Origin of the sequence: Bradyrhizobium agreste (assembly GCF_016031625.1) — a bacterium.
In the GTDB taxonomy this organism is placed as follows: domain Bacteria; phylum Pseudomonadota; class Alphaproteobacteria; order Rhizobiales; family Xanthobacteraceae; genus Bradyrhizobium; species Bradyrhizobium agreste.
In genome coordinates this window covers 21285-47413 of sequence record NZ_JACCHP010000026.1, presented here as the reverse complement: position 1 = coordinate 47413, position 26129 = coordinate 21285, and the positions used below count along the sequence as shown (strand labels likewise).

Here is a 26129-nt window from a genome sequence, read left to right as displayed (position 1 = left end):
GCAATGGAACGGGAACATCGCGAAGACCACGCCGAGGCCGAGCTTCAAAATCCGGAACCGTCCGTACCGCGCGCCGAGCAGGTCCCGTTCACAGCGCCTCTCGCGAGCGAGGGGCTCGAGCAGGTGCGCGACAGCCATTGCTGAGCACCAAAGCGCGATGCGATTAGGATGAATCGCCATCGCGCTTTGGCTTATTGTTTGAGCATGATCTTATCGGAAAACCGCTACGCACTTTTCCGGATCATGCTCTGTCTATTCGGTTCCTCGCCGGCTGGCGCTGAAATCGTCCGCCGCGCTTGTCGCCGGTCTTGCTTGCGGCAGGGCCATCAGCACGATCACCTCGCGAGACACGCCAGGCCGGCCCCATAGCGAGGCCTGCACGGTGAACTCGCGCCTGACGAAATGTCCGCCACGGGCGGACACCCCATCCAGCCAGCGACTGCAGTACTCCTGCCCGCGGAAACAGAGTGCGGCCCAGCCGCGGTCCAGCGTCGTCCTGCGCGGCAGGCCCCAGGTGCATTGATGCGCGAACGGCCGCGCGTAATGGGGATGGTCGGGGCTGTAGAACGCCGTCGCAAAGGCGAGCGCATCGTCGCCGCTGACCGCGCTCAGCGGCTCGCCGGTCACCTCGCGCCAGTGCCGCGTCAATTCGTTGGCCGCCTGTACGTAAAAATTGCGACCCTCTTCATAGCCGTGATTGTTGCGGTAGATGGCATGGATCGGCGCCGCCACCAGGACGGCGGCGAGTGCAGCGCCTGCCACGATCATCGTGACGTTCACCGTGTGGAAGCGCTCGATCGGATAGCTCGTGCCGCAGACCACGAGAACGGCGAACAGGAACAAGCCCTGCAACGCCCACAGCGACGGCAGATCGGTGCCCATCACAAGCGACGTCAGCACCGGCAGCACGATCGTGCCGATCGCAACGTAGAACAGAAGCCGCAGGCCCGGGCTCATGGCCGCGAAGTCGGCCGGAAACCGCCGCAGGCGCGATCCAGCGATGAGCAGCCAGATCACGGCAGATATGCTCATCGCCGCGGCCAGCCCGAGCAGAAAGTGTCTCACCTCGTCGACCGAGGTTGAAAGGTTGCCGTTGGCGTACGCCAGCGCGTAGGTGAAGGTCGACGCGCCCGTGGTCGCGAGCCAATGGATGTGGGGCGACAGCGCCGCGAGCCCCACGACCACCGATATCCATGGCGACGCGGAGCTGAGATAAGCGCGCCGCGCCGGGTGCGCCAGCGCGGCCAAGGCGAAGCTCGCGACGAGGAAGATCGAGTAATATTTGCCGACCATTGCCAGCGCGCTCGTGCATCCCGCCGCGATCGCCCAGGGCCAGGCGCGCGTCTCGAATGCGCGCAGGAAGCACCAGGTCGCCAGCGGCCAGGTCGCCAGCAGCACCGAATTGGCATTGAAGCGCTGGGCGTGAAATTGATAGGCCGGCGTCAGCATCAGGAGCAGGAGCACGAGGACGCGCTTGTGCCCGGCCACGAATTGCCGCGCGATACGGTCGACGAAGACCAATGCAAGCCCGGCATTGGCCATCGCCATCAATTGCAGCGACCAGTCGCTGAGCGGGAAAACGGAGGTCCAAGCGGCGGCAATCCAGCCGCTCAAGGGCGGATGCTTGTGATAGCCCCAGGCGAAATGCCGGCCCAAGGTCCAGGCCTCGAGCGTATCGGGGTGCAGACCGCCGCCCGCATAGGCGATCGCCAGATAGATCGTCCAGATCACGACGAAGCAGGCGATGAGAAGCGGCACGGCCCAGCCCGCCTCGACACCGTCGAGCCAGCGCAGGAAAGGCCGACGCCAACGCGCCGATGCGCGATCGGACCGTTCGGCCATCGCCTGGAGTGCAAAATCGATCGGCACGGGAAATCGGATTTGAGAACGGAAAAAAGATGCGCGCGGACGACACATCTATTTCAGGATTGAAACAAATAGCAACAATTGCAGATTGGAAGGGTTAAAGCACCGCGTTCGCCGAAAGGACAGAGGCGCCGCTGATCAGCGGCGCCTCCCTTGTTGTCCGAGGTCGCGAAGGATGTCTCTGGCTATTCCGACTTGTCGACGTTCCAGAACAGCGGCGTCGCCGGACCGTCGAGCACGCCAGTCAGCGATTTGCGCCAGCCGCTCGGCAGGAGGTACTGCCCGAGCGGGATGTAGATCACCTGCTCATAGGCTTCCTTCTGAATATCTGCGGCGATCTTCTTCTGCTCGTCGAGCGTGGAGGCGCGCACGAACGCGTCCTTGAGCTGCTCGATCTTGGGATCCTCGGCCCAGCCGAACCAGCCGCCCTTCTTGCCCTGACCGCCGATCGAGAGGTTGGCGATCGGGTTGGACACGTCGGGCGCGACCCAGTTGGTGAAGAACATGTTCCAGCCGCCCTCCTTCGGCGGCTTCTGGCTGGCGCGGCGGCTCACCACGGTCTGCCAGTCGGTCGCCTGCAGGTCGACCTTGAAGCCGGCCTCACGCAGCAGCTGGGCCGCGACGATCGGCTGCGCCTTCAGCGTCGTGACATCGCCGGGGGCCATGATCACGATCGGCGTGCCGTCATAGCCGGACTCGGCGAGCGCCTTCTTGGCTTCCGCCATGCCGTTGCCCTTCACCAGAGTATCGGCGCCGACCTCGGTCGCGAAGGGCGTATCGCAAATGAAGAACGCGCCGCAGATCTTCTGATACTTCGCGTTGCCGACCAGCGCATCGAGCACGTCCTTCTGGTTCATCGCCAGCAAGGCGGCACGCCGCACTTTCACGTTGTCGAAGGGCGGATGGAGGAAGTTCATCCGGCCGAGGGTCTGGTAGCCGAACTTGTTCAGGACCTCGATCTTGAGCTCCTTGTTCGCTTCCAGCACCGGCAGCATGTCGTAGGGAAGGTTTTCCATGAAGTCGATGTCGCCCGACTGCAGCGCGTTCACCGCGGTCTGCGAGTCCGGCATGGTGATCCACTCGACGCGGTCGACCTTCGCCACCTTGCCGCCCGAGGTCCAGCTCGCCGGCTCCTTGCGCGGAACGTAATCGGTGTTCTTGACGTAGACCGCCTTCACGCCGGGCTGGAATTCGCCCTGCACGAACTTGAAGGGGCCCGAGCCGATCTGCTCGGGAATCTGCTTGTCCGCCGGCGTCTCCGCAAGGCGCTTCGGCATCATGAAGGCCACGCGCGAGGACGGCTTGCCGATGGAATCGAGGACGAGGCCGTAGGGCTCCTTCAGCTTCAGCGTGATGGTCTTGGCGTCGGTCGCCTCGATGCTGGCGGTGAAGTCCATCAGCTTCTGGCCCATGCCGTCGACTGCGGCCCAGCGCTTCAGCGAAGCGACGCAATCTTCCGCCGTCACGGGCGCGCCGTCATGCCACTTCAGGCCGTCGCGCAGCGTGAAGGTGTAGGTGAGCTTGTCGTCGGAGATCTTCCAGTCCGCCATCTGCGGCTGGATCTTGAAGTTCGAATCCGGAGCCACCAGCGTGTCGTAGACCATGTAACCGTGGTCGCGCGTGATGTAGGCGGTGGTGAAGATCGGGTCGATGATGCGCAAGTCCGAATGCATCACCGCCGTGAGGGTCTTGCCGGCGGCAAGCACCGGCCCGGCCATCGCCGTGGACAGCGCGACGACCGACAGCGCAAGTTTGGAGGCGAACGCGCGTGGCCCCCGGCGCAAGAAGTTGAACATGGATAGTTTCTCCTGACGTGAAACTGTTCAAAGGCAGATTATTGGTTGAGCATCCGGTTCGTTCCTTGGGCGAACTAACCTCATGCAATGCCTTTATCTTTTCGAGACTTGCAGACAGTGCCGAGCGCGTCAATCCGGTTTCGGTGCAGGCCCTTGCGGCGCATGCACGGGCTCCACTGCGATCGATTTGGCTCTACAACACCTCCACTTGTCCTGCCCGCGCCGATGCAATGCGCGTTCCATCTTTCCAAGCTCGAGAGACATTGAGATGAATCCTGCCAATCTCCCCTTTGATTCCGAGGCAATGCTCGAGGGCCTGCGCGGCTGGGTCGAATGCGAAAGCCCGACCTGGGACGCGGCCGCCGTGGACCGCATGCTCGATATCGCGGCGCGCGATATGGCCATCATGGGTGCGACGATCGAACGCATCGCCGGCCGCCAGGGGTTCGGCGGCGTGATCCGCGCGCGCTTTCCGCATCCCAAGCACGGCGAGCCGGGCATCCTGATCGCCGGACACATGGACACCGTCCACCCAGTCGGCACCATCGAGAAGCTGAAATGGCGGCGCGAGGGCAACAAGTGCTACGGCCCCGGCATCTACGACATGAAGGGCGGCAATTATCTCTCGCTGGAAGCGATCCGGCAGCTGGCGCGCGCATCCTTCACCACGCCGCTGCCGATCACCGTGCTGTTCACGCCGGACGAGGAAGTGGGCACGCCCTCGACGCGCGACATCATCGAGGCGGAGGCCGCGCGCAACAAATACGTGCTGGTGCCGGAGCCCGGCCGCGCCGACAATGGCGTCACCACCGGACGTTACGCCATCGCGCGCTTCAACCTCGAAGCGACGGGACGGCCGAGCCACGCCGGCGCCACGCTGTCGGCGGGACGCTCGGCAATCCGCGAGATGGCACGGCAAATTCTCGCGATCGACGCCATGACAACCGAGGACTGCACCTTCTCGGTCGGCGTCGTCCACGGCGGACAATGGGTCAATTGCGTCGCCACCACGGCGACTGGCGAAGCGCTGTCGATGGCCAAGCGCCAGGCCGACCTGGATCGCGGTGTCGAACGGATGCTGGCGCTGTCGGGCACCAGCAACGATGTCACCTTCAAGGTCACGCGCGGCGTGACGCGGCCGGTCTGGGAGCCGGATGCCGGCACCATGGCGCTGTATGAGAAGGCGCGCGGCATCGCCAAATCTCTTGGCATGGAATTACCGCATGCAAGCTCCGGCGGCGGCTCCGACGGCAACTTCACCGGCGCGATGGGAATCCCGACGCTCGACGGCCTCGGCGTGCGCGGCGGCAACGTCCACACGCTGGAGGAGTATATCGAAGTCGAAAGTCTCGTTGAGCGTGGTCGGCTGATGGCGGGGCTGCTGGCGACGCTGGAGTGACGGCAGGAACACCGCCGTCATGGCCGGGCTTGACCCGGCCATCCACGCCTTGCCGACGAGCTGGAGCGAAGAAAGGCGTGGATGCCCGGGTCAAGCCCGGGCATGACGACCATGTTGGGGACAAGGCCCTCATGGCACGGGAATTGCTGAAATGTTAGGCTGGTGGCAGAACTGACCTCTCGCGGCTGCCGCCGATTTGACTCTAATCAGACGGATCCATCTTGCTCGGATATCTCCTTCGCCGAATTCTCGCCGCCGTGCCCGTGATGGGCGTGGTCGCGCTGTTCGTGTTCCTCCTGCTCCGCCTCACTCCCGGCGATCCCGCCGCGATCCTCGCCGGCGACAACGCGACCCCGGAACGGCTGGAGCGCATCCGCGAATCGCTCGGTCTCAACGAGCCGCTGGTCGTGCAGTTCATCACCTGGGTGAACAAGCTGCTGCACGGCGACCTCGGAACGTCGCTGATCTCCAACCTGCCGGTGATCAAGATGATCGGCCAGCGCGTCGAGCCCTCGATCTCGATCGCGCTGTGCACCATCGTCCTCGCCGTCATCGTCGCAGTTCCCTTGGGCGTGATCGCGGCGTGGAAGCACGGCACCTGGATCGACCGTTTCGTGATGGGTCTGTCCGTGCTCGGCTTCTCGATGCCGGTATTCGTGGTCGGCTATCTCCTCATCCAGGTCTTCGCGATCGAACTGCGCTGGGTGCCGGTCCAGGGCTTCCGGAGCATCTTCAACGGCTTCGGTCCGTTCTTCGAGCGCATGATCCTGCCGACCTGCGCGCTCTCCTTCATCTACATCGCACTGATCGCGCGCATGACGCGTGCGGCGATGCTCGACGTGCTCGGCGAAGACTACGTGCGAACGGCGCGCGCAAAGGGCATCAACGAGGTTGCGGTGATGATGCGCCATGCGTTGCGCAACGCTGCCGTGCCCGTGATCACCGTGATCGGCACCGGCTTTGCGCTCTTGATCTCCGGCGTCGTCGTCACCGAGAGCGTGTTCAACATCCCCGGCATCGGGCGTCTCACGGTCGATGCGGTGCTGGCGCGCGATTATCCGGTGATCCAGGCGATGATCCTGCTGACCTCGCTGATCTACGTCGTCGTCAATCTTCTCATCGACGTCGCCTACACCCTGCTCGATCCCCGGATCCGGTACTGAGGCAAGGACAAGAACAAAATGTCGGTCGATACCCTTCCCCAGTCCTCCATTCCGATCACGTCGCCGCTGCGGCCGCGATTCGGATTCCTCACCTCGACGCCGATCATCGCCACTGCGACGTGCCTGCTCGCCCTGATCGTGCTGATCTCGATCCTGGCGCCGCTGATCGCGCCGCACGATCCGGTCCAGCTCGCGCCGTCGCAGCGGTTGAAGCCGTCCTCGGCGCAATTCCTGCTCGGCACCGACGCCTACGGGCGCGACCTACTGTCGCGCGTGATCTATGGCGGCCGCGTCTCGCTCTTGATCGGCATCGGCTCGGCGATCCTGTCGATCGCCATCGGCCTTGCGATCGGCCTCGTCTCCGGCTTCTTCAAGCTGGTCGATTCCGTGATGATGCGCGTCATGGACGGCCTGATGGCAATGCCGAGCATCCTGCTCGCGATCGCCGTGGTGTCGCTCTCCGGCGCCAGCCTCTGGACCGTGCTGGTCGCCATCACGATCCCCGAGATTCCGCGCGTGGCACGCCTGGTCCGCTCGGTCGTGCTGTCGGCCCGCGAGGAGCCTTACGTCGAGGCCGCGATCTCGGTCGGCTCGAGCCTGCCGAAGATCATGTGGCGCCATCTGATGCCGAACACGATCGCACCGCTGATCGTCCAGGGCACCTATATCTGCGCCTCCGCGATCCTCACCGAGGCCATCCTCTCCTTCCTCGGCGCCGGCATCTCGCCGGAGACGCCGACCTGGGGCAACATCATGGCCGAGGGCCGCCAGTACTTCCAGATCAAGCCATCGCTGATCTTCTGGCCGGGCCTGTTGCTCTCCATCGCCATCCTCAGCATCAACCTGATCGGCGACGCCGCCCGCGACGCCCTCGATCCGCGCATGAAGCAGCGGGAGGGCAAGTGATGCGTGTAGCACTGTCATTCCGGGGCGCGCCCCTTGGCGCGAGCCCGGAATCCATTTCACACCGACATTGCAGCCCGATGGATTCTCGGGTGCGCAATTGCGCACCGGAGTTCGCGCTCCGCGCGCCCCGGAATGACGGCGGAGAGAATTGACGTGACCAACACCATCCTCGACATCAACAACCTCGTCGTCTCCATCGGCAAGAAGCCGAAGGGCGCCAACATTATCGACGGCATCTCGATCCAGGTGCGCGAGCGCGAGACGCTGTGCCTCGTCGGCGAGAGCGGCTCCGGCAAGTCGGTGACCTCGCTCACTACGATGGGGCTGTTGCCCAAGGGCACCCTGGTGCCGACCGGCGGCAGCATCAAGCTGGTCGGCGAGGAGCTGCTCACCGCCACCGACCGCCGCCTGCGCCAGCTGCGCGCGACCAAGATGGCCATGATCTTCCAGGAGCCGATGACCGCGCTCAATCCGGTAGTGCCGGTCGGCCGCCAGATCGACGAGGTGCTGCGCGCCCACACCAGCCTCGACGCGAAGGCGCGCAAGAAGCGCATCCTCGACATGATGGAGCAGGTGCGCCTGCCCCAGGTCGAGCGCATCTTCGCCTCCTACCCCCACCGCCTCTCCGGCGGCCAGCGCCAGCGCATCATGATCGCGATGGCGCTGGTGCTGGAACCGAAGCTGCTCATTGCCGACGAGCCGACCACCGCGCTCGACGTCACCACGCAGAAGCAGATCCTGACCCTGATCCGCGACCTCCAGCGCGATCACGGCACCGCCGTGCTGTTCATCACGCATGACATGGGCGTGGTCGCGGAGATTGCCGATCGCGTCGCGGTAATGCGGCAAGGCCGCCTGGTCGAGACCGGTCCGCTCGAGACCGTGCTGCGCAATCCGACCATGGAATACACCCGCAACCTGCTCTCCTCGGTGCCGAGCCTGGTGCCGCGGGCGCCGCGCGAGGAAACCCGCGAGCCAGTGGTGCTGGAGGCCAACGAGCTCAGCAAGGTCTACAAGGAGCGCGCTTTCTTCGGCAAAGGCCGCGAGGTCGTCGCAGCCGACAAGGTCACGCTGACGCTGCGCAAGGGCCGCACGCTCGGCATCGTCGGCGAAAGCGGCTCCGGCAAGTCGACGGTGGCGCGCTGCATCGTGCGCCTGATCGATCCGACCTCGGGCGGCGTGCGCCTCGCCGGACGCGAGATCGCCGACATCTCGCGCCGCCTGCTGCAGCCGCACCGGCAGAAGATCCAGATCGTGTTCCAGGATCCCTACCGCTCGCTCAATCCGCGCGTCACCGTCGGCGAGAGCATCGCCGAAGGCCCGGTCAATTACGGCGTGGCGCATGGCGACGCGATGAAGCGGGCGCGCGAGCTGCTCGAGCTGGTCGGCCTGCCCGCCGATGCGGTGTCGCGCTATCCGCACCAATTCTCCGGCGGCCAACGCCAGCGCATCGCGATCGCCCGGGCGCTCGCGCTCGATCCGGACGTGCTGGTCGCGGACGAAGCGGTCTCCGCCCTCGACGTCTCGGTGCAGGCGCAGGTGCTGGAGCTGCTCGACGAAATCCAGAAGCGGCTCGGCATCGCCATCCTGTTCATCACCCACGACTTGCGCGTCGCAGCCCAGATCTGCGACCAGGTCGTGGTGATGCAGCACGGCCGCGTCGTCGAACAGGGACCCGCCGCCGAAGTGCTGACGCATCCGAAGGAGGCCTATACCAAGGCGCTGCTCGACGCGGCACCTGGCCGCAACTGGGACTTTGCGAACTTCCGGGCGGTGGCGCAAGGCGTGGGGGCCACGGCGTAACTCTCTCCGTTGTCATTCCGGGGCATCGCAAAGCGATGAGCCCGGAATCCATCGAACGACAGACTATGGAGCACAATGGATTCCGGGTTCGCGCCCAAGCGGGCGCGCCCCGGAATGACGGCGAGAGAGACAGCGCGCTCTCGCCCACCGCATTCGCAGCATTCCCAAAACGTCTTGACCCCATGCACGGCACGATGGCCTCTCACCTTGCTCTCTCCTCAGAGCCAAGGCTAACGTCGCGCACTTTCCAACGCTGGACCTGAATTGATGACACGCATCGCCGTCGGCGGCTTCCTGCACGAGACCAACACCTTCGCTCCGACCAAGGCGACCTTCGCCGACTTCCAGCACGGCGGCGGCTGGCCGGCGATGACGCAAGGCGCCGACGTGCTCAAAGTGATGCGGCGCATCAATGTCGGGCTTGCCGGCTTCGTCGACGCCGCCGAAGCCCAGGGCTGGGAACTCATTCCGACGATTGCTGCCGCTGCGAGCCCCTCCGCGCACGTCACCGAGGACGCCTTCGAGCGCATCGTGAAGGTCATGGTCGACGGCATCGCAGCCGCCGGGCCGATCGACGCCGTCTATCTCGACCTGCACGGCGCCATGGTGACCGAGCATCTCGACGACGGCGAAGGCGAGATCTTGGCGCGCGTGCGCCGCGTCATCGGCAAGGATGTTCCGCTGGTCACCAGCCTCGATCTCCATGCCAACGTCACGCCCGAGATGATGGCGCATGCCGACGCGCTGATCGCCTATCGCACCTATCCCCATGTCGACATGGCCGAGACCGGCCGCGCCTGCGCGCGCCACCTCGCGCTGCTGCTGCAGACGAAACAGCGCTTCGCAAAGGCCTTCCGGCAATTGCCGTTCCTGATCCCGATCAGTTGGCAATGCACCAACGACCAGCCGACCAAAGGCATCTACCAACAGCTCGCCGCCCTGGAGAGCGATGCCGTTCCCACCCTCTCCTTCGCACCCGGCTTTCCCGCCGCCGATTTCCGCGACTGCGGCCCGAGCGTGTTCGCCTACGGCAGGACGCAGGACGACGCCGACCGCGCAGCGGACGCGCTTCTGAAGCTGGTCGAAAGTCACGAGGATGATTTCGACGGCAAGATCTGGTCGCCCGACGATGGCGTGCGCCACGCCATGGAGCTTGCCAGGAGCGCCAGCAAGCCGATCATCATCGCCGATACCCAGGACAATCCCGGCGCCGGCGGCGATTCCGACACAACGGGCATGCTGCGCGCGCTGGTGCGCAACAAGGCGAGTGCCGCAACCGGCGCCATCTACGATCCGGAATCCGCCAGGGCCGCGCACGCCGCCGGCGTCGGCGCCACCGTGACGCTGTCGCTCGGCGGCAAGTCCGGTATCCCCGGCGACGAGCCCTATCGCGAGACTTTCGTGGTCGAGCAGCTTTCCGACGGCCGCTTCATCGCGCCCGGTCCCTATTACGGCGGCCGCGAGATGGAGATGGGCCCGTCCGCAGCCTTGCGCATCGGCGATGTCCGCGTCGTCGTCTCCTCGCACAAGGCCCAGCTCGCCGACCAGGCGATGTACCGCTATGTCGGCATCGAGCCGACCGAACAGAAGATTTTGGTCAACAAGAGCTCGGTGCATTTCCGCGCCGATTTCGAGCCGATCGCCGAGAAGCTGATGATCTGCGCCGCCCCCGGCGCGATGCCGGCCGACACGGCGTCGCTACCCTGGACGCGTCTGCGGCCGGGCATCCGCATCAAGCCGAACGGCCCCGTTTTCACGCCTCCCTCACGCTGACTGGAGAACACATGCCCACGATCGACCGCATCGACGGCTACGCCGACGAGCTCACCGCCATCAGGCGCGACCTCCACGCCCATCCCGAGATCGGCTTCGAGGAAGTGCGCACCTCCGGCATCGTCGCCGACAAGCTGAAGAGCTGGGGCATCGAGGTGCATCGCGGCCTCGGCGGCACCGGCGTGATCGGCGTCATCAAGGGCAAGGGCTCGGGCAGCAAGCGCATTGGCCTGCGCGCCGACATGGACGCGCTGCCGATGGAGGAGAACACCAATCTGAAATGGAGCTCGAAGATCCCCGGCCGCTTCCACGGCTGCGGCCATGATGGCCACACCACCATGCTGCTCGGCACTGCGCGCTATCTCGCCGAGACCCGGAATTTCGACGGCACCGTGCACCTGATCTTCCAGCCGGCCGAGGAAGGCCTCGGCGGCGCCCGCGCCATGATCAAGGACGGATTGTTCGAGAAATTTCCCTGCGACGAGCTCTACGGCCTCCACAACGCGCCCGACCTCAACCATGGCGAGATCGCGATCCTGCCGGGACCTGCCATGGCCAGCGCCGACTTCTTCGATCTGCGCATCACCGGCTATGGCGCGCATGGCGCGATGCCCGAACGCTCCAAGGATGCGGTCGTCATCGCAACGACGCTGGCGCAGGCGATCCAGACCATCGTCAGCCGCAACGTCGACCCGCTGCAGGCCGCGGTGATCTCGATCACCCAGATCCATGCCGGCTCCGCCTACAACGTCATTCCGGGCGATGCGCATCTGTGCGGCACCATCCGCACCTTCTCGAACGAAGTCCGCGCCCTGATCGCCGAACGCATTCGTACCATCTGCGCCGGCATCGCGGCCGCGTATCAGTGCACGATCGAGGCGGACATCCGCGACACGTTCGGTGTCCTGGTCAACCAGGTCGAGCAATCCAAGGTGGTCGAGGAGGTCGCGCGCACCATCGTCGATCCCGCCAACGTGATCACCCGCACCCAGCCGAAGATGGGCAGCGAGGATTTCGCCGACATGCTGCAGACCATCCCCGGCGCCTATTTCTGGGTCGGCCATGACGGCTCGGTGCCCGTGCACAATCCCGGCTTCGTGCTCGACGACAAGATCCTGCCGATCGGCGCCAGCATGTTTGCCCGCATCGTCGAAACGCGCATGCCGGTGGGCTAGCATGCATAAAAAGAGCGTCGAGGAAGCGGTCACCTCGCTGCACGATCTGTCCGCGGTCGACCTGATCGCGGGCTATCGCGCCAAGCAATTCTCGCCGAGCGAGGTGCTGGAGGACGTGCTCGCGCACGTCGCGGCGTGGGAACCGCATCTGAAGGCGCTCTATGCATTCGATCCCGACGGCGCGCGCGAGGCCGCGAAGGCCTCGACCGCGCGCTGGACCGGCGGCGAGCCGTCGGGCGCGCTCGACGGCGTGCCCGTGACGGTGAAGGACAACATCGCGACCAAGGGCGTGCCGGTGCCGCTGGGCGCGGCCTGCGTCAAGCTCGTGCCGGCCGAGAAGGACGCGCCGCCCGCCGCGCGGCTGCGTGAGGCAGGTGCAGTCATCTTCGCCAAGACCACCATGCCCGATTACGGCATGCTGTCCTCCGGGCTCTCCTCGTTCCATGCGCTCGCGCGCAACCCGTGGGACCTGGCCAAGAACCCGGGCGGCTCCAGCGCGGGTGCAGGGGCCGCTGCCGCGGCCGGCTATGGCCCCTTGCATCTCGGCACCGATATCGGCGGCTCGGTTCGTCTGCCGGCCGGCTGGTGTGGCCTCGTCGGCCTGAAGCCGAGTTTTGGCCGCGTGCCCATCGACCCTACCTATGTCGGCCGCGTGGCAGGCCCGATGACCCGCACGGTCGACGATTGCGCGCTGATGATGAGCGCGATCGCAAAGCCCGACCGGCGCGACGGCATGAGCCTGCCGGCCGAGCCGCTGAACTGGAGGGGGCTGGAGAAATCCCCGCGAAAGCTGCGCATCGGGCTGATGCTCGATGCCGGCTGCGGCCTGGCGCTGGAGACACCGGTGCGCGAGGTCGCGGTGAAGGCTGCCAAGGCGTTCGAATCCGCGGGCGCAGTCGTGACGGAAATCGACGGCATTCTCACCCGCGAAATGCTCGACGGCCTCGACAATTTCTGGCGCGCTCGGATGTGGGACGATCTGTCCAGGCTGACGCCGGCCGAGCAGGCCAAGGTGCTGCCCTACATCTTCAAGTGGGGCGAGTCCGGGGCGAAGCTCTCGGGCGTCGATGTCATCCGCGGCTTCAACCAGACCATGGCGATCCGCGCGGCCGCGGCGAAGCTGTTTTGCGAGCTCGACTTTGTGATCTCGCCGACCGCGCCGAACGTGAACTTTCCGGCGGAATGGGCCTCGCCGACCAACGATCCCATGAGGCCGTTCGAGCACATCGCCTATACCGTGCCGTGGAATATGTCGGAGAACCCGGCGATCTCCCTCAACGGCGGCTTCGACGCCAAGGGTTTTCCCATCGGCGTGCAGATCGTCGGCCGCCGCTTCGACGACATCGGCGTGCTCGGCATGGCCAAGGCGTTTGAAGGCCTGCGCGGCCCGCAGCGGCCCTGGCCGAAACCACCGGCGAAGTAGCAACGCTCTCGTCATCCGGGGCAGAGCGCCCTTTAGGCGCAAGCCTGGATGATTTGGGACAGGCAGCATTCGGAGCCTCTTGCTTACCCTCCCCTGGAGGGGGAGGGTCGGCTCACATGGAGCGCAGCGAAAATGTGAGACGGGGTGGGGTGACGGTCTCTCCACATCCGACACTGCCCGAGGGGAGAGATCACCCCACCCCGCTCGCGCTTCGCGCGATCGACCCTCCCCCTCCAGGGGAGGGTAAGGAAAACTCAAGCCTGCCCATCTGTGCAGCGAAAAACAAAGGAAGGAAACCACCATGGCGTATGAGACGATCAAGTACGAGATCGCCGATCAGATCCTCACCATCACGCTGAACCGGCCCGACAAGCTCAACGCCTTCAACGCGCAGATGCAAGCCGAACTGATCGACGCGTTCGACGCCGCCGACAAGGACGACAATGTCCGCGCTATCATCGTCACCGGCGCCGGCCGCGGCTTTTGCGCGGGCGCCGACCTCTCCTCCGGCGCCGACACGTTCGACCGCGACGCGCGGCGCGGGCCGGTGAAGCGCCTCCCCGACGGCAAGGTCGACTACAGCGACCCGCAGGTGCGCGACGGCGGCGGCCAGGTGACCTTGCGCATCTTCAAGTGCCTCAAGCCCGTGATCGCCGCGGTGAACGGCCCGGCGGTCGGCATCGGCGTCACCATGCAGCTCGCGATGGACATCCGCATCGCCTCGGAGGCCGCGCGCTTCGGCTTCGTGTTCTCCCAGCGCGGCATCGTGCCCGAGGCGGCCTCGAGCTGGTTCCTGCCGCGCATCGTCGGCATCTCGCAGGCGCTGGAATGGTGCTATTCGGGCCGCGTCTTCCCGGCCCAGGAAGCGCTCGCCGGCCGTCTCGTCAGCAAGGTGGTCCCGCCGGACGATCTGCTGCCGACCGCACGTGCGCTGGCGAAAGAGTTTTGCGCCAAGACGGCGCCGGTGTCGGTGGCGCTGATCCGCCAGATGATGTGGCGCATGATGGGCGCCGACGATCCCATGGAAGCCCACAAGGTCGACAGCCGCGGCATCTATGCCCGCGGCCGCTCCGACGACGTCAAGGAAGGCGTGGTGGCGTTCCTGGAGAAGCGTCCGGCGCAGTTCAAGAACAAGGTCTCGACGGACATGCCGGACTATTTCCCGTGGTGGACGGAGCGGGAGTATAAATAGCCTATGGTCATTCCGGGGCTCGCGTAGCGAGAACTATGGTGCGCGCTTGCGCACCTGAGAATCTCGAGATTCCGGGTTCGATGCTCCGCATCGCCCCGGAATGACGGCGGTAGAAACTAATCCATCACCAGTGCCACGCGTCCGATCGCCTTGCGATCGATCAGCAGCCGCATCGCCTTGGCGTAATCCTCCAGCGGTAGGCGGTGCGAGACGTTGGGGCGCAGCTTGCCCTCCTCCGCCCATTGCACGAGCGCTTTCAGGCGGACCTCGCCGAGCGCAGGATTCCTGCGCACCGCTTCGCCGGCGCGCACGCCGAGCACGCTGGCGCCCTTGATCAGCAGGAGATTGGTCCTGGCCGAGCCGATGCCGCCGGTGAAGCCGATCACCAAAAGCCGCGCGCCCCAGGCTATGCAGCGCATCGAATCTTCGAAGACCTGGCCACCGACGGGGTCGAACACGACGTCGGCGCCGCGGCCGTCAGTGATGCGCTTGACGGCATCGCGAAACGGCTCGCGGTCGTAGCGGATGAGATGATCGGCGCCACGCGATTTCGCGATCGCCAGCTTCTCGTCGCTGGAGGCGGTCGCGATCACGGTCGCACCCAGCATCTTGCCGATCTCGACCGCGGCAAGGCCGACGCCGCCGCCGGCGCCGTGGACCAGCAGCACCTCGCCCGGTTCGACCCGGCCGCGATCGATTAAGGCGTGATAGGCGGTGCCGTGGCCGGCGAGATAGGTCGCGGCCTCCGCATAGTCGAACGTGGACGGTTTTGGGGTGAGCTGCGACGGCATCACCACCGCTTCATCGGTGAAGGCACCAAAGCGCATCTTGACGATGACCTTGTCGCCAACCGCAACGCCCGTTGCCTCCGGCCCGACCTCGGTGACGTCGCCGGCAGCTTCCACACCCGGCGTGAACGGCAGCTCCGGCTTGAGCTGGTATTCGCCGGCGGCCATCAGCACGTCGGGAAAGTTCAGCCCGGCGGCGCGGATCGCGACGCGGACCTCGCCCGGCTTCAGCGCGCGGGGCGGAAACTCTTCCAGACGCAAACGTTCGGGCGCGCCGAGTTCGCGGCAGACGACGGCGCGCACCATCAGGCTGCGCTCGCCTTGCTGCGCAAGAGCGCTTCGCGGATCAGCGGCAGGCGGTCATTGCCGAAATACATGTCGGTCTTGTTCACGAAGATCGTCGGCGAACCGAAGCCGCCGCGCGCGATGACCTCCTCGGTATTGGCCTTGAGCTGGTCCTTGATGCCCTGTTCGGCAATGCCGGCGAAGAACTTCTGCTCGTCGATGCCGACTTTCCTGCAGATCTCCGCGAGCACCGCATCCTGCGAGATATCCTTGTCCTCGCCCCAATAGGTCTCGAACACTGATCTCGCAAACGGCACCATGTCCTGACCGAGCCAGACGCAGCCGCGCATCGCCTTGACGCTGTTCACCGGAAACACCGTCGGCGGCATCTTGATGGCAAGGCCCGCCGAGCGCGCCCAGTCGGCGAGGTCCTTCTTCATGTAGCGCGCCTTCAGCGGCACCGGCTTCTCGCGCTGGGCGTAGACGCTCGGATTGACCGTATTGAAGATGCCGCCGACCAGGATCGGACGCCAGGTGATGTCGGCGCCGAGCTCTTTCGCCAGCGGCTGGATGTTGTGGAAGGCGAGATAAGTCCACGGGCTGGAACAGTCGAAGAAGAATTCGATCATGGGGTTTCCATCCGCCGGGGTTATGGCGACTTTCGTTGTTCTGTACCTCGACGTTAAGTCATGGCAGGAAGGGGGGCAACAACCAGCCGGGAGGGCCGCCATGCTGTTTCCAACCACGATCGCCGGCTCCTTGCCGAAGCCGGAATGGCTCGCCGAGCCCAACATGCTCTGGGCGCCCTGGAAGTCCGGAGGCGACGAGCTTGCCCGCGCCAAGCGCGATGCGACGCTGATCTGGCTGAAGATCCAGGAGGACGCCGGCATCGACATCGTTACCGAGGGCGAGCAGGCGCGGCAGCATTTCGTGCACGGCTTCCTGGAGAAGATCGAGGGCATCGATTTCGCCCACAAGGTCGAGATGGGAATCCGGAAAGACCGCTACAAGGCAATGGTGCCGCAGGTGGTCGCCCCACTCCGGCTGAAGGGCCGCGTCCACGACTTCGAGGCGCGCGTCGCGCGCACGCACACCAAGAAGCAGCTGAAATTCACGCTGCCCGGCCCGATGACCATCATCGACACCATTGCCGACCGCTATTATGGCGATCGGGTGAAGATGGCCTTTGCCTTTGCCGAGCTCTTGAACGAGGAAGCCAAGGCCTTGCAGGCCGACGGCGTCGATCTCGTGCAGTTCGACGAGCCCGCCTTCAACGTCTACATGGACGAGGTGAACGATTGGGGCATCAAGGCGCTCGAGCGCGCCGCGCAGGGCCTCAGCTGCGCCACCGCCGTGCACATCTGCTACGGCTACGGCATCAAGGCCAACACCGACTGGAAGGAGACGCTCGGCAGCCAATGGCGGCAATACGAGCAGATCTTCCCGGCCATCGACGCGAGCCCGATCCAGCAGGTCGCGATCGAGTGCCGCAATTCCAAGGTGCCGCTCGACCTGCTCGCGCTGCTCAAGAACAAGATCGTGCAGGCCGGAGTCATCGACGTCGCCAGCGACACGGTCGAGACCGCCGAGGACGTCGTGAAGGTGATCGAGGCGGTGTCGCAATTCGTGCCGAAGAGCAACATCATCGCCACCACCAATTGCGGCATGGCGCCGATGCGGCGCGAGATCGCCGAAGCCAAGCTGATGGCGCTCGGCGCGGGGGCGGCGCTGGCGCGCGAGAGACTGGGGTGATCACGAGGCGTCGGTACTTCAGCCCGACGCCGTCGGATGCAGCACGGGCCGATAGCCGGCCATGATGGCGCGCAGCGTGGAAGGTGGCGTCAGCAACATCGCCTGATCGACCAGGCGTGCATGCGACGCGTAGCCCGCCGGCGACCACAGCAGCGCCTGTCCCTGCATCACCAGAAAGCTGTCTTCGCCCTGCTGCACCATCGCGCCGTCGGGCAGGTCCGCCAGCGGCATCGGGAGCGGGTGCAATTGCTTGCGGCCGCGATCGAGGCGCTGCCGATGCAAAACGGCATCCATCGCCTTCGCGCTGACTTCGCTCACACCATTGCCCTTCTCCCACGCCGCGCGAAATCGTTTGGCGTCCTCGCGCCGGCAAAAGAAGCAGGGCCGGTGTCCTGCCGCGAAGGCCGTCGCCTCGTCGAGGAAGAACAGCTCGGTCCAGCTCCGCCGCGCCATCACCGGCCGCCGCCAGCCGCGGAATTCGCACAGGCATGTGATCCAGGCCGGCGTCGACCAGCGCTTCTTCAACAGCGTCTTCGTCGCGGGATCGTGGATGATGCCGCGATTGCCGGTGAACAGGCCGCGATGCGGCGTGGCGATGATCTCGCCGGTGGGGGTGACGCGGTTTTGGAGAGGGCGAGTGGCGAATGGCGAATGGCGAGTGGGGACGGTGCTACTCGCCATTCGCTGCTCGCCATTCGCTCTGGTCACGCCGCGCCGTCGCGCAGTGGCGGGTGGTAGGACAGCGCGGTGTCCCAGGGGAAGAAGATCCAGGTGTCCTGCGACACCTCGGTAATGAAAGTGTCGACCAGCGGACGTCCCATCGGCTTGGCGTAGACGGTGGCGAAATGTGCATCAGGCAGCATCTTGCGCACCATCCTGCCGGTCTTGCCGGTGTCGACGAGATCGTCGACGATCAACAGGCCCTTGCCGGTGCCGCCGCCGAGCTTCATGGTCGCGTCCGAAATGCCCTTGAGGACCTGGAGCTCGCCCTGCTTGGTGTGGTCATAGCTGGCGATGCAGACCGTATCGATCACGCGCACCCCCAACTCGCGCGCCACGATCGCGGCCGGCACCAGGCCGCCGCGGGTGATCGCGATCACCGCATGGAACGGGCCGACCTCGTTGAGCCGCCAGGTCAGCGCCCGGCAATCCCGGTGGAACTGGTCCCAGGACACCGGGAACGCCTTGCCGGCCTTCTCCTGCGCATTCAGTTCCGGTGCTTCACCAGCCATCGCCTTTCTCCTGCAATCTCGTCCGGCAATTCCCTGCTAGCGGTTGACGTTCAATCCCGCCAGCATTTCCTTCACCGCGCCCATTGCCGCCGCGAGCTTCTCCGGATCGCGCGAGCGCACCACCAGGTTGGTGTTGGGCTTCTGCTCCTCGTCCATGAAGGGATAGCTGCCGATGATGGTGTCGGGATGGGCAGCTGCGATCGCCCTTAAGGGGCCGCCGATGTCGCCCTCGCGCGCATTGGCGCGAACCGACTCGGACAGCATGCGTACGCCCGACTTCAGCTTGGGGGCGACGATGTCCATCATCGCCTGCATGATCGAGGGCACGCCGGCCATCACGATGACATTGCCGATCTTGAAGCCGGGCGCGAGGATGGTCGCGCTCTGAATCAGCTCGGCACCGTCGGGGATGCGAGCCATGCGCAGGCGAGCCTCGTTGAGGTCTTGCTCGCTCCAGCGCTCGCGGAAGCGGGCGACCACCTCCGGGTGGTGGTCGATGCCGACGCCGAACGCCTTGGCGACGCTATCGGCGGTGATGTCGTCATGGGTCGGCCCGATGCCGCCCGTGGTGAAGACGTACGTGTAGCGATGCCGCAATGCATCCAACGCGGCGATGATGTCGGGCTCGTCGTCGGAGACGATGCGGACCTCCTTCAGGTCGATGCCGATATTGGTCAGGTATTCGGCGATGAAGCCGATATTCTTGTCTTTGGTCCGGCCGGACAGGATTTCGTCTCCAATGACCAGAATGCCCGCCGTGACGATCTCGCTCATGCCTTAAGTCCCTCACCAGTGACGCCGACTTTGCCGAGGTAACGCGTTGAAGTCACGCGGTTTTGCTTCTGAAATAAGCAGTCTTCAGCCATTTTTTCAGGCACGCTGCCGGCCATCCCCGGCAAATGCCCGCTCTCCACGCTTATCGCGCTGGCCCGGCCCTTGCTACCACATGAAAGTCATGCACTGTTGACGCATGGCCACAGGACGTTGCGGTCTCATCAAGGCCGACGCGACCTGGCTCATGGCGCAACGCCTTGGGGGACAAGTCGGGATCTATGGCAGTCGCGTTTGATGAAATGAACATTCCTGGCGGGGATCTCCGCCCCGCCTACCAGGAGCTGGCACGCTGGCTCAAGGAGACGCCTCCCGAGGCGCTCGAATATCGCCGCCAGGAAGCCGAGCTCCTGTTCCGCCGGATCGGCATCACCTTCGCGGTCTATGGCGATTCCGAGTCCACCGAGCGCCTGATCCCCTTCGATGTGATTCCGCGGATCATGTCCGCCAAGGAATGGGCGGTGCTGGAGAAGGGCCTGAAGCAGCGCGTGCGCGCGCTCAACATGTTCCTGCGCGACATCTATCACGGCCGCGACATTCTCCGCGCCGAAATCGTGCCCGACGATCTGATCTTCCAGAACCCGGTGTTCCGTCCCGAGATGAACGGGCAGCAGGTGCCGCACGACGTCTACGTGCACATCGCCGGGATCGACATCGTCCGGGTCGACGCCGAGGACTTCATCGTCCTGGAGGACAACGCCCGCACGCCTTCGGGCGTGTCCTACATGCTGGAAAACCGCGAGATCATGATGCGGCTGTTTCCGGATTTGTTCGCCCGCCACAAGGTGGCGCCGGTCGAGCGCTATCCCGACGAGCTGCTCGCAGCACTGCGCTCGGTCGCGCCGCAAAGCGCATCGAGCGAGCCGACCGTGGCCCTGCTCACGCCCGGCGTCTACAACTCCGCCTATTACGAGCACTCCTTCCTCGCCGACAAGCTCGGCATCGAGCTGGTCGAGGGCCGCGACCTCGTGGTCAAGAACAACGAAGTGTTCATGCGGACGACGGAGGGATTGAAGCGGGTCGACGTGATCTATCGCCGCGTCGACGACGATTTCCTCGACCCGCTCACCTTCCGTCCCGATTCGGTGCTCGGCGTGCCCGGACTGATGTCGGCCTATGCGGCCGGCAACATCACGCTCGCCAACGCCGTCGGCACCGGCATCGCCGACGACAAGGCGATCTACTCCTACATGCCGGACATCGTGAGATTCTATCTCGGCGAGGAGCCGATCCTGAAGAACGTGCCGACCTGGCGCTGCCGCGAGCCGAAGGACCTCGCTTATGTGCTGGACAATTTGAGCGAGCTCGTCGTCAAGGAAGTGCACGGCTCCGGCGGCTACGGCATGCTGATCGGCCCCGCCGCGACCAAGGCGACAATCGAAGCGTTCCGCGACAAGCTCAAGCGCGAGCCGGAAGGTTTCATCGCCCAGCCGACGCTTGCGCTCTCGACCTGCCCGACCTGCACGGCGTCGGGCCTCGCTCCACGTCACGTCGATCTTCGCCCCTTCGTGCTCACGGGCAGCAAGAGCACGACCATCGTGCCCGGCGGGCTCACACGCGTCGCGCTCAAGGAAGGCTCGCTGGTGGTGAACTCGAGCCAGGGCGGCGGCACCAAGGACACCTGGATTCTGGACGAGTAGAGAGATGCTGTCGCGAACCGCCGAAAACCTCTACTGGCTCGCCCGCTACGTCGAGCGGGCCGAATATCTCGCGCGCACCATCGATGCGACGCTGCGCGTCACCGCGCTTCCCGCCGCCTATATCGGCAAGACCAATGAATGGGATTCGGCGCTGCTCACCGCCGGCGTGGCCGCGAGCTTCTATCAGGCCTATGAGGAAGCCAACGAGCACAACGTCGTCGAGTATCTCTCGTTCTCCCAGAACAACCCGTCCTCGATCCGAAACTGCATCGAAGCGGCGCGGCTGAACTCGCGCTCGGTGCGCACCGCGCTCACCAGCGAGATGTGGGACACCATCAACTCGGCCTGGATCGAGCTTCAGGCGGTGTGGAGCAAGGGCACCTCGACGCGCGAGGACCTCGCAAAATTCCTGCGCTTCGTGCAGGAGACCTCGCTACGCTTCGACGGCTCGGCCTATCGGACCATGCTGCGCAACGACGCCTATTGGTTCTCGCGCATGGGTGTGCACCTCGAGCGCGCCGACAACACCGCGCGCATCCTCGACGTAAAGTACCACGTGCTGCTGCCCGAGGAGGAGCATGTCGGCGGGCCGCTCGATTTCTATCAGTGGAGCTCGATCCTGCGATCGGTCTCGGCGCTGACGGCCTATCACTGGGTCTATCGCGAGACGCTGAAGCCCTGGCTGATCGCGGACCTCCTGATCCTCAACGACACGCTGCCGCGCTCGCTCGCCAGCTGCTATGGCAACCTCGTCCGCAACCTCGACCAGATCGGCGTCGCCTATGGCCGCCAGGGCCCGGCCCAGCGCCACGCCCGCGGCATCCGCAACCGGCTGGAACACAGCAACATGAACGACATTTTCCAGCATGGCGTGCATGAATTCATTCAGGAATTCATCGCGGACAATTCCAGGCTGGGCGAAATCATCACGAAGCAGTATTTGATCTGATCTTCAGTCATTCCGGGGTGCCCGAAGGGCGAACCCGGAATCTCGAGATTCCGGGTTCGATGCTGGCGCATCGCCCCGGAATGACGGAGCACATAATTCACCATGCGCCTGCGAATCCAGCACACCACGACCTACCGCTACGAGCCGCCGGCCACCAGCGTGATCCAGATCCTGCGCATGACGCCGGGTAGCCATGACGGGCAGTACGTCGCCGAATGGCAGATCGACGTCTCCACCGACACCAAGCTCGACATGCATGAGGACGCGTTCGGCAACGTCACCCACGTGCTGTCCTGCGGGCCTGTCGGCGACATCCAGATCACGGCCGAAGGGCTGATCGAGACCCACGACACCGGCGGCGTGCTGCGCGGCACCGATGAGCGTTTTCCCCCCGGCATGTTCCTGCGCTCCACCGACCTCACCTCGGTTAATCCGGCGATGGCGGCGGTCGCGCGCCAGCTGCGCAGCGAGGCCGAGAGCGACACGCTGGGCTTCCTGCACACGCTGATGACTGAGGTTGCCGATCACATGACGTTCGACGAGGACCCCACCAACAGCGGCACGTCCGCAGCGGAGGCGTTCACGCTCAAGCGCGGGGTCTGCCAGGACTACGCGCACATCTTCATCGCCTGCGCCCGCGCCGGCGGCGTGCCGGCGCGCTTCGTCTCCGGGCATTTCCTGCGTGCGGACGACACCGTGCACCAGGAGGCCGGCCATGCCTGGGCGGAGGCCTACGTGTCCGATCTCGGCTGGGTCGGCTTCGATCCTGCCAACAGCATCTGCGCCACCGACGCTCATGTCCGCCTCGCGATCGGGCTCGACTATCTCGGCGCGGCCCCGGTGCGCGGCACGCGCTACGGCGGCGGCACGGAAACGCTGACGGTGGCGGTGAAGGTCGAACAGGCCGGCCGCGGCGGGCAGTCGCAATCGCAGTCCCAGCGGCAGGGCTAGACTGTCATTCCGGGGCGATGCGAAGCATCGAACCCGGAATCCATCGAGCCGCAGAGTTCGTGGATGAATGGATTCCGGGCTCGCGACTTCGTCGCGCCCCGGAATGACGGACCCAATCGGGGGTTGGAGTGGCCCCTGAAATTGGCTAGTAATTCCGCGCAAACGCGTTCGGGGACTGGAAATGACCTATTGCTGCGGAATCCTGGTTCGGGACGGTCTGGTGATGATCGCCGATACCCGCACCAATGCCGGCCTCGACAACGTCTCGACCTTCCGCAAGCTGCACATCTTCTCCAAGCCCGGCGAGCGCATCATGGCGATCGCCAGTGCCGGCAACCTCGCCATCAGCCAATCGGTGCTCTCGACGCTGACCGAGGGCCTTGAAGACCCCAACACGGGCGAGATCGAGACGCTGATGAACGCGCCGACCATGTTCCAGGCCGCCCAGCGCATCGGCCGGGCGATCCGGGCGGTGCATGCCACCGAAGGGCCGGCGCTGAAATCCGAGGACGTCTCCTTCGACGTCTCCTTCCTGTTCGGCGGCCAGATCAAGGGCGCGCGGATGCGCCTGTTCATGGTCTACACCGCCGGCAATTTCATCGAGTGCACCACCGACACGCCCTACCTGCAGATCGGCGAGCACAAATACGGCAAGCCGGTGCTCGACCGCGCCATGCATTACGACGTCGAGCTCTACGAGGCGCTGAAGACCGGCCTGATCTCGATGGATTCGACGATGCGCTCGAACCTCGGCGTCGGCCTGCCGATCGACGTGCTGGTGGTGCGCAACGATGCCTGCGAAGCCGATCTCAATCATCGCATCGAAGCGGGCGAGCCTTATTTCCACGACCTTCGCTCACGCTGGTCGGCGGCCTTGCGCGCGGCTCATCAGAACATTCCGCGTCCGCCCTACAAGAACGACAAAGAACCCAAAACCTGACAGCAGAAGAGAAAAGGCAGGAAACGATGAGTGACGCGAAAAAAATCGCATTGGTGACGGGCGCCGGCACCGGCGTCGGGCGCGCGGCGTCGCTGGCGCTGATGAACACCGGCTTCACCGTGGTGCTCGCAGGCCGCCGGCTCGACATGCTCGAGGAGACGGCAAAGCTCGGTCCCGCCGGGAAAAGCCTCTGCGTCACCGCCGACATGACCAAGCCCGACTCCATCGCCGCACTGTTCGACAAGGTGAAGGCGACCTATGGCCGTCTCGACGTGCTCTTCAACAATGCCGGCATGGGCGCGCCGGCCGTCAACTTCGAGGATCTCAGCCTCGAGCAATGGCAGGCGGTGGTGAACACCAACCTCACCGGCCCGTTCCTGTGCACCCAGCACGCCTTCCGCATCATGAAGGACCAGACCCCGCGCGGCGGCCGCATCATCAACAACGGCTCGATCTCGGCGCATGCGCCGCGGCCGTTTTCGGCGGCCTATACCTCGACCAAGCACGCCATCACCGGCCTCACCAAGGCGAGCAATCTCGACGGCCGCATGTACGACATCGCCGTCGGCCAGGTCGACATCGGCAATGCCGCGACCCCGATGACCGACCGCATGGTCAACGGCCCCGGCGTGCTGCAGCCCGACGGCACCACCAAGCACGAGCCGCGCATGGACGCCAAGGCCGTCGGCGACGCGGTGGCCTACATGGCCAGCCTGCCGCTCGATGCCAACGTGCTGACCATGACGGTGATGGCGACCAAGATGCCGTTCGTCGGGCGGGGCTAGTCGCCGCTCTCGTGCCCCGGACGCAACGCGGCATGCAATGACGCGCTGCTGAGCCGGGGCCCATGCCTCCGCGATCTCGATCCTGGCCTTCTGGGTCCCGGCTCTGCGCCGCAACGCTGACGCGTTGCGGCTTGTCCGGGACACGAGGCCAAAAGCGCCTCCATGTCCGCCCGGCATTGCCTTTGCAGCGCAGGCGCGGCCATAATCATCGAGGGGTTTGGGGACACCATGCTGCGCCTGCAATCGGCACTCGGCATTTTCGCATTGCTGTTGATCGCCTTCGCGCTGGCGGAAAATCGCCGCGCCGTGTCGCTGCGCCAGGCGGCGATCGGCCTTGCCGCGACCTTGGTCACCGCCCTCGTGCTGCTGAAGCTGCCGGTCGTCGCCCATGGTTTCGGGGCCATCAACGACGCGGTCGGCGCGATCTCGGCGGCCTCGCGGGCCGGCTCCGCCTTCGTGTTCGGCTATGTCGGCGGCGGATCCCTGCCCTTCGACCTGAAGGTGCCGGGCGCGGACTTCATCCTGGCGTTCCAGGCGCTGCCGATCGTGCTGGTCATGAGCGTGTTGACGACGCTGCTGTTCTATTGGCGCGTGCTGCCACCGATCGTCCGCGGCATGGCCTGGCTGCTGGAGCGCACGCTCGGCGTCGGCGGCGCCGTCGGGCTCTCGACCGCCGCCAACATCTTTCTCGGCATGGTCGAGGCGCCGCTGTTCGTGCGGCCGTATCTGGCACAGATGACGCGCAGCGAGTTGTTCCTGGTCATGACCGGAGGCATGGCCGGCATCGCCGGCACGGTGCTGGTGCTCTATGCGACGCTGCTGGCGCCGCTCATTCCGGACGCCGCCGCGCATTTCGTCATCGCCTCCGTGCTCGGCGCGCCGGCGGCGATCCTGGTCAGCCTGATCATGGTGCCTGAAACCTCCGACAAGCGTACCGGCGGCGCGCTGGAGGACCCGCAAATGGAGGTCGCCAGCACGATGGACGCGATCGTCAAAGGCACCAGCGCGGGCATCGAGCTGCTGATCAACATCGTCGCGATGCTGCTGGTGCTGGTGGCGCTGGTCTATCTCGTCAACGCAATCCTCGGCCTGCTCCCGCACGCCGGCGGCGCTGCGATCTCGCTGCAGCGGCTGCTCGGCCTCGTCATGGCGCCGGTGTGCTGGCTGATGGGATTGCCGTGGGATCAGGCGATCACCGCCGGCAGCCTGATGGGTACCAAGACCGTGCTCAACGAATTGATCGCCTATGTCGACTTCTCGAAGCTGCCGCCCGATACGCTCGAGCCGCGCTCGCGCCTGATCATGCTCTATGCGATGTGCGGCTTCGCCAATTTCGCCAGCCTCGGCATCATGATCGGCGGCCTAGGGGTGATGGCGCCGGAACGGCGCGAGGAGATCAATGCGCTGGGGCTGAAGTCGATCGTGTCGGGGACGCTGACGACCTGTCTGATGGGCGCGGTGGTGGGGGTGCTGGCATAGG

At 65.3% G+C, this 26129-nt stretch carries 23 protein-coding genes; 16 read left to right on the top strand and 7 right to left on the bottom strand.

The window, feature by feature from the left end:
- The first annotated feature begins 3 nt into the window (after positions 1 to 3).
- Entirely contained in the window at positions 4 to 144 is a 141-nt protein-coding gene (locus HZZ13_RS30640; protein ID WP_197963219.1) for a hypothetical protein, read from the top strand.
- A 108-nt stretch (positions 145 to 252) separates the two neighbouring features.
- Here HZZ13_RS30640 and HZZ13_RS30635 read toward each other — a convergent pair whose 3' ends face one another.
- Both HZZ13_RS30635 and HZZ13_RS30630 read right to left on the bottom strand, forming a co-directional pair.
- The gene (locus HZZ13_RS30635; RefSeq protein WP_376707088.1) at positions 253 to 1842 is read right to left on the bottom strand and encodes a glycosyltransferase family 39 protein; all 1590 of its coding nucleotides are present in this window, start codon (positions 1840 to 1842) and stop codon (positions 253 to 255) included.
- Positions 1843 to 2051: 209 nt separating this feature from the next.
- Positions 2052 to 3662 carry an ABC transporter substrate-binding protein gene (locus HZZ13_RS30630; protein WP_197963217.1) on the bottom strand — a complete coding sequence of 537 codons (1611 nt, stop codon included), beginning with the start codon at positions 3660 to 3662 and terminating at the stop codon, positions 2052 to 2054.
- Positions 3663 to 3930: 268 nt separating this feature from the next.
- Here HZZ13_RS30630 and HZZ13_RS30625 point away from each other — a divergent pair, with 268 nt between their 5' ends.
- The 8 genes from HZZ13_RS30625 (at position 3931) to HZZ13_RS30590 (ending at position 14496) form a co-directional block, all read left to right on the top strand.
- The gene (locus tag HZZ13_RS30625; protein WP_197963216.1) at positions 3931 to 5061 is read left to right on the top strand and encodes a M20/M25/M40 family metallo-hydrolase; all 1131 of its coding nucleotides are present in this window, start codon (positions 3931 to 3933) and stop codon (positions 5059 to 5061) included.
- 221 nt (positions 5062 to 5282) lie between these two features.
- Complete coding sequence (locus HZZ13_RS30620; protein WP_197963215.1) at positions 5283 to 6224, top strand: ABC transporter permease; 942 nt, start codon at positions 5283 to 5285, stop codon at positions 6222 to 6224.
- Positions 6225 to 6242: 18 nt separating this feature from the next.
- The gene (locus HZZ13_RS30615; RefSeq protein WP_197963214.1) at positions 6243 to 7130 is read left to right on the top strand and encodes an ABC transporter permease; all 888 of its coding nucleotides are present in this window, start codon (positions 6243 to 6245) and stop codon (positions 7128 to 7130) included.
- Between the two features lie 153 nt (positions 7131 to 7283).
- The gene (locus HZZ13_RS30610; RefSeq protein WP_197963213.1) at positions 7284 to 8933 is read left to right on the top strand and encodes an ABC transporter ATP-binding protein; all 1650 of its coding nucleotides are present in this window, start codon (positions 7284 to 7286) and stop codon (positions 8931 to 8933) included.
- A 267-nt stretch (positions 8934 to 9200) separates the two neighbouring features.
- Positions 9201 to 10706 (top strand): M81 family metallopeptidase, encoded by a 1506-nt coding sequence (locus HZZ13_RS30605; protein WP_197963212.1) that lies wholly within the window; start codon positions 9201 to 9203, stop codon positions 10704 to 10706.
- A gap of 11 nt (positions 10707 to 10717) precedes the next feature.
- Positions 10718 to 11881 (top strand): M20 aminoacylase family protein, encoded by a 1164-nt coding sequence (locus HZZ13_RS30600; protein ID WP_197963211.1) that lies wholly within the window; start codon positions 10718 to 10720, stop codon positions 11879 to 11881.
- 1 nt (position 11882) lies between these two features.
- Complete coding sequence (locus HZZ13_RS30595) at positions 11883 to 13304, top strand: amidase (RefSeq protein ID WP_197963210.1); 1422 nt, start codon at positions 11883 to 11885, stop codon at positions 13302 to 13304.
- A gap of 301 nt (positions 13305 to 13605) precedes the next feature.
- Positions 13606 to 14496, top strand: coding sequence for a crotonase/enoyl-CoA hydratase family protein (locus HZZ13_RS30590; protein WP_197963209.1), 891 nt, complete (start codon positions 13606 to 13608; stop codon positions 14494 to 14496).
- A gap of 116 nt (positions 14497 to 14612) precedes the next feature.
- On the opposite strand, the gene HZZ13_RS30585 is transcribed toward HZZ13_RS30590, so the two are convergent.
- Positions 14613 to 15590 carry an NADPH:quinone oxidoreductase family protein gene (locus tag HZZ13_RS30585; protein ID WP_197963208.1) on the bottom strand — a complete coding sequence of 326 codons (978 nt, stop codon included), beginning with the start codon at positions 15588 to 15590 and terminating at the stop codon, positions 14613 to 14615.
- Positions 15590 to 16198 (bottom strand): 2-hydroxychromene-2-carboxylate isomerase, encoded by a 609-nt coding sequence (locus HZZ13_RS30580; RefSeq protein ID WP_197963207.1) that lies wholly within the window; start codon positions 16196 to 16198, stop codon positions 15590 to 15592. Before HZZ13_RS30580 ends, HZZ13_RS30585 begins: the two co-directional genes overlap by 1 nt.
- Before the next feature lie 100 nt (positions 16199 to 16298).
- On the opposite strand from HZZ13_RS30580, the gene HZZ13_RS30575 reads away from it, so the two are divergent.
- Positions 16299 to 17321 (top strand): methionine synthase, encoded by a 1023-nt coding sequence (locus HZZ13_RS30575; protein ID WP_197963206.1) that lies wholly within the window; start codon positions 16299 to 16301, stop codon positions 17319 to 17321.
- Between the two features lie 18 nt (positions 17322 to 17339).
- Here HZZ13_RS30575 and HZZ13_RS30570 read toward each other — a convergent pair whose 3' ends face one another.
- The 3 genes from HZZ13_RS30570 to HZZ13_RS30560 are packed head-to-tail and all read right to left on the bottom strand — an operon-like array spanning position 17340 to position 19327.
- Positions 17340 to 18002 (bottom strand): hypothetical protein, encoded by a 663-nt coding sequence (locus tag HZZ13_RS30570; RefSeq protein WP_197963205.1) that lies wholly within the window; start codon positions 18000 to 18002, stop codon positions 17340 to 17342.
- Between the two features lie 23 nt (positions 18003 to 18025).
- Positions 18026 to 18553: a xanthine phosphoribosyltransferase gene (gene gpt, locus HZZ13_RS30565; protein WP_197963204.1), complete on the bottom strand. Its 528-nt coding sequence runs from the start codon at positions 18551 to 18553 to the stop codon at positions 18026 to 18028.
- A gap of 36 nt (positions 18554 to 18589) precedes the next feature.
- Complete coding sequence (locus HZZ13_RS30560) at positions 18590 to 19327, bottom strand: competence/damage-inducible protein A (protein WP_197948043.1); 738 nt, start codon at positions 19325 to 19327, stop codon at positions 18590 to 18592.
- Positions 19328 to 19605: 278 nt separating this feature from the next.
- Here HZZ13_RS30560 and HZZ13_RS30555 point away from each other — a divergent pair, with 278 nt between their 5' ends.
- From HZZ13_RS30555 to HZZ13_RS30530, 6 genes are all read left to right on the top strand, one after another.
- Positions 19606 to 21024, top strand: a complete 1419-nt coding sequence (locus tag HZZ13_RS30555) for a circularly permuted type 2 ATP-grasp protein (RefSeq protein ID WP_197963203.1) — start codon at positions 19606 to 19608, stop codon at positions 21022 to 21024.
- Positions 21025 to 21028: 4 nt separating this feature from the next.
- Positions 21029 to 21973, top strand: coding sequence for an alpha-E domain-containing protein (locus HZZ13_RS30550; protein ID WP_036015356.1), 945 nt, complete (start codon positions 21029 to 21031; stop codon positions 21971 to 21973).
- Positions 21974 to 22075: 102 nt separating this feature from the next.
- Positions 22076 to 22924, top strand: a complete 849-nt coding sequence (locus HZZ13_RS30545) for a transglutaminase family protein (RefSeq protein WP_197963202.1) — start codon at positions 22076 to 22078, stop codon at positions 22922 to 22924.
- A gap of 181 nt (positions 22925 to 23105) precedes the next feature.
- Positions 23106 to 23864: a proteasome-type protease gene (locus HZZ13_RS30540; protein WP_036015360.1), complete on the top strand. Its 759-nt coding sequence runs from the start codon at positions 23106 to 23108 to the stop codon at positions 23862 to 23864.
- Positions 23865 to 23890: 26 nt separating this feature from the next.
- The gene (locus HZZ13_RS30535; RefSeq protein WP_172783042.1) at positions 23891 to 24649 is read left to right on the top strand and encodes an SDR family oxidoreductase; all 759 of its coding nucleotides are present in this window, start codon (positions 23891 to 23893) and stop codon (positions 24647 to 24649) included.
- Between the two features lie 228 nt (positions 24650 to 24877).
- A complete protein-coding gene (locus tag HZZ13_RS30530; RefSeq protein WP_197963201.1) occupies positions 24878 to 26128 on the top strand; it encodes a NupC/NupG family nucleoside CNT transporter in 1251 nt (416 codons plus the stop codon).
- Position 26129: the final 1 nt, after the last annotated feature.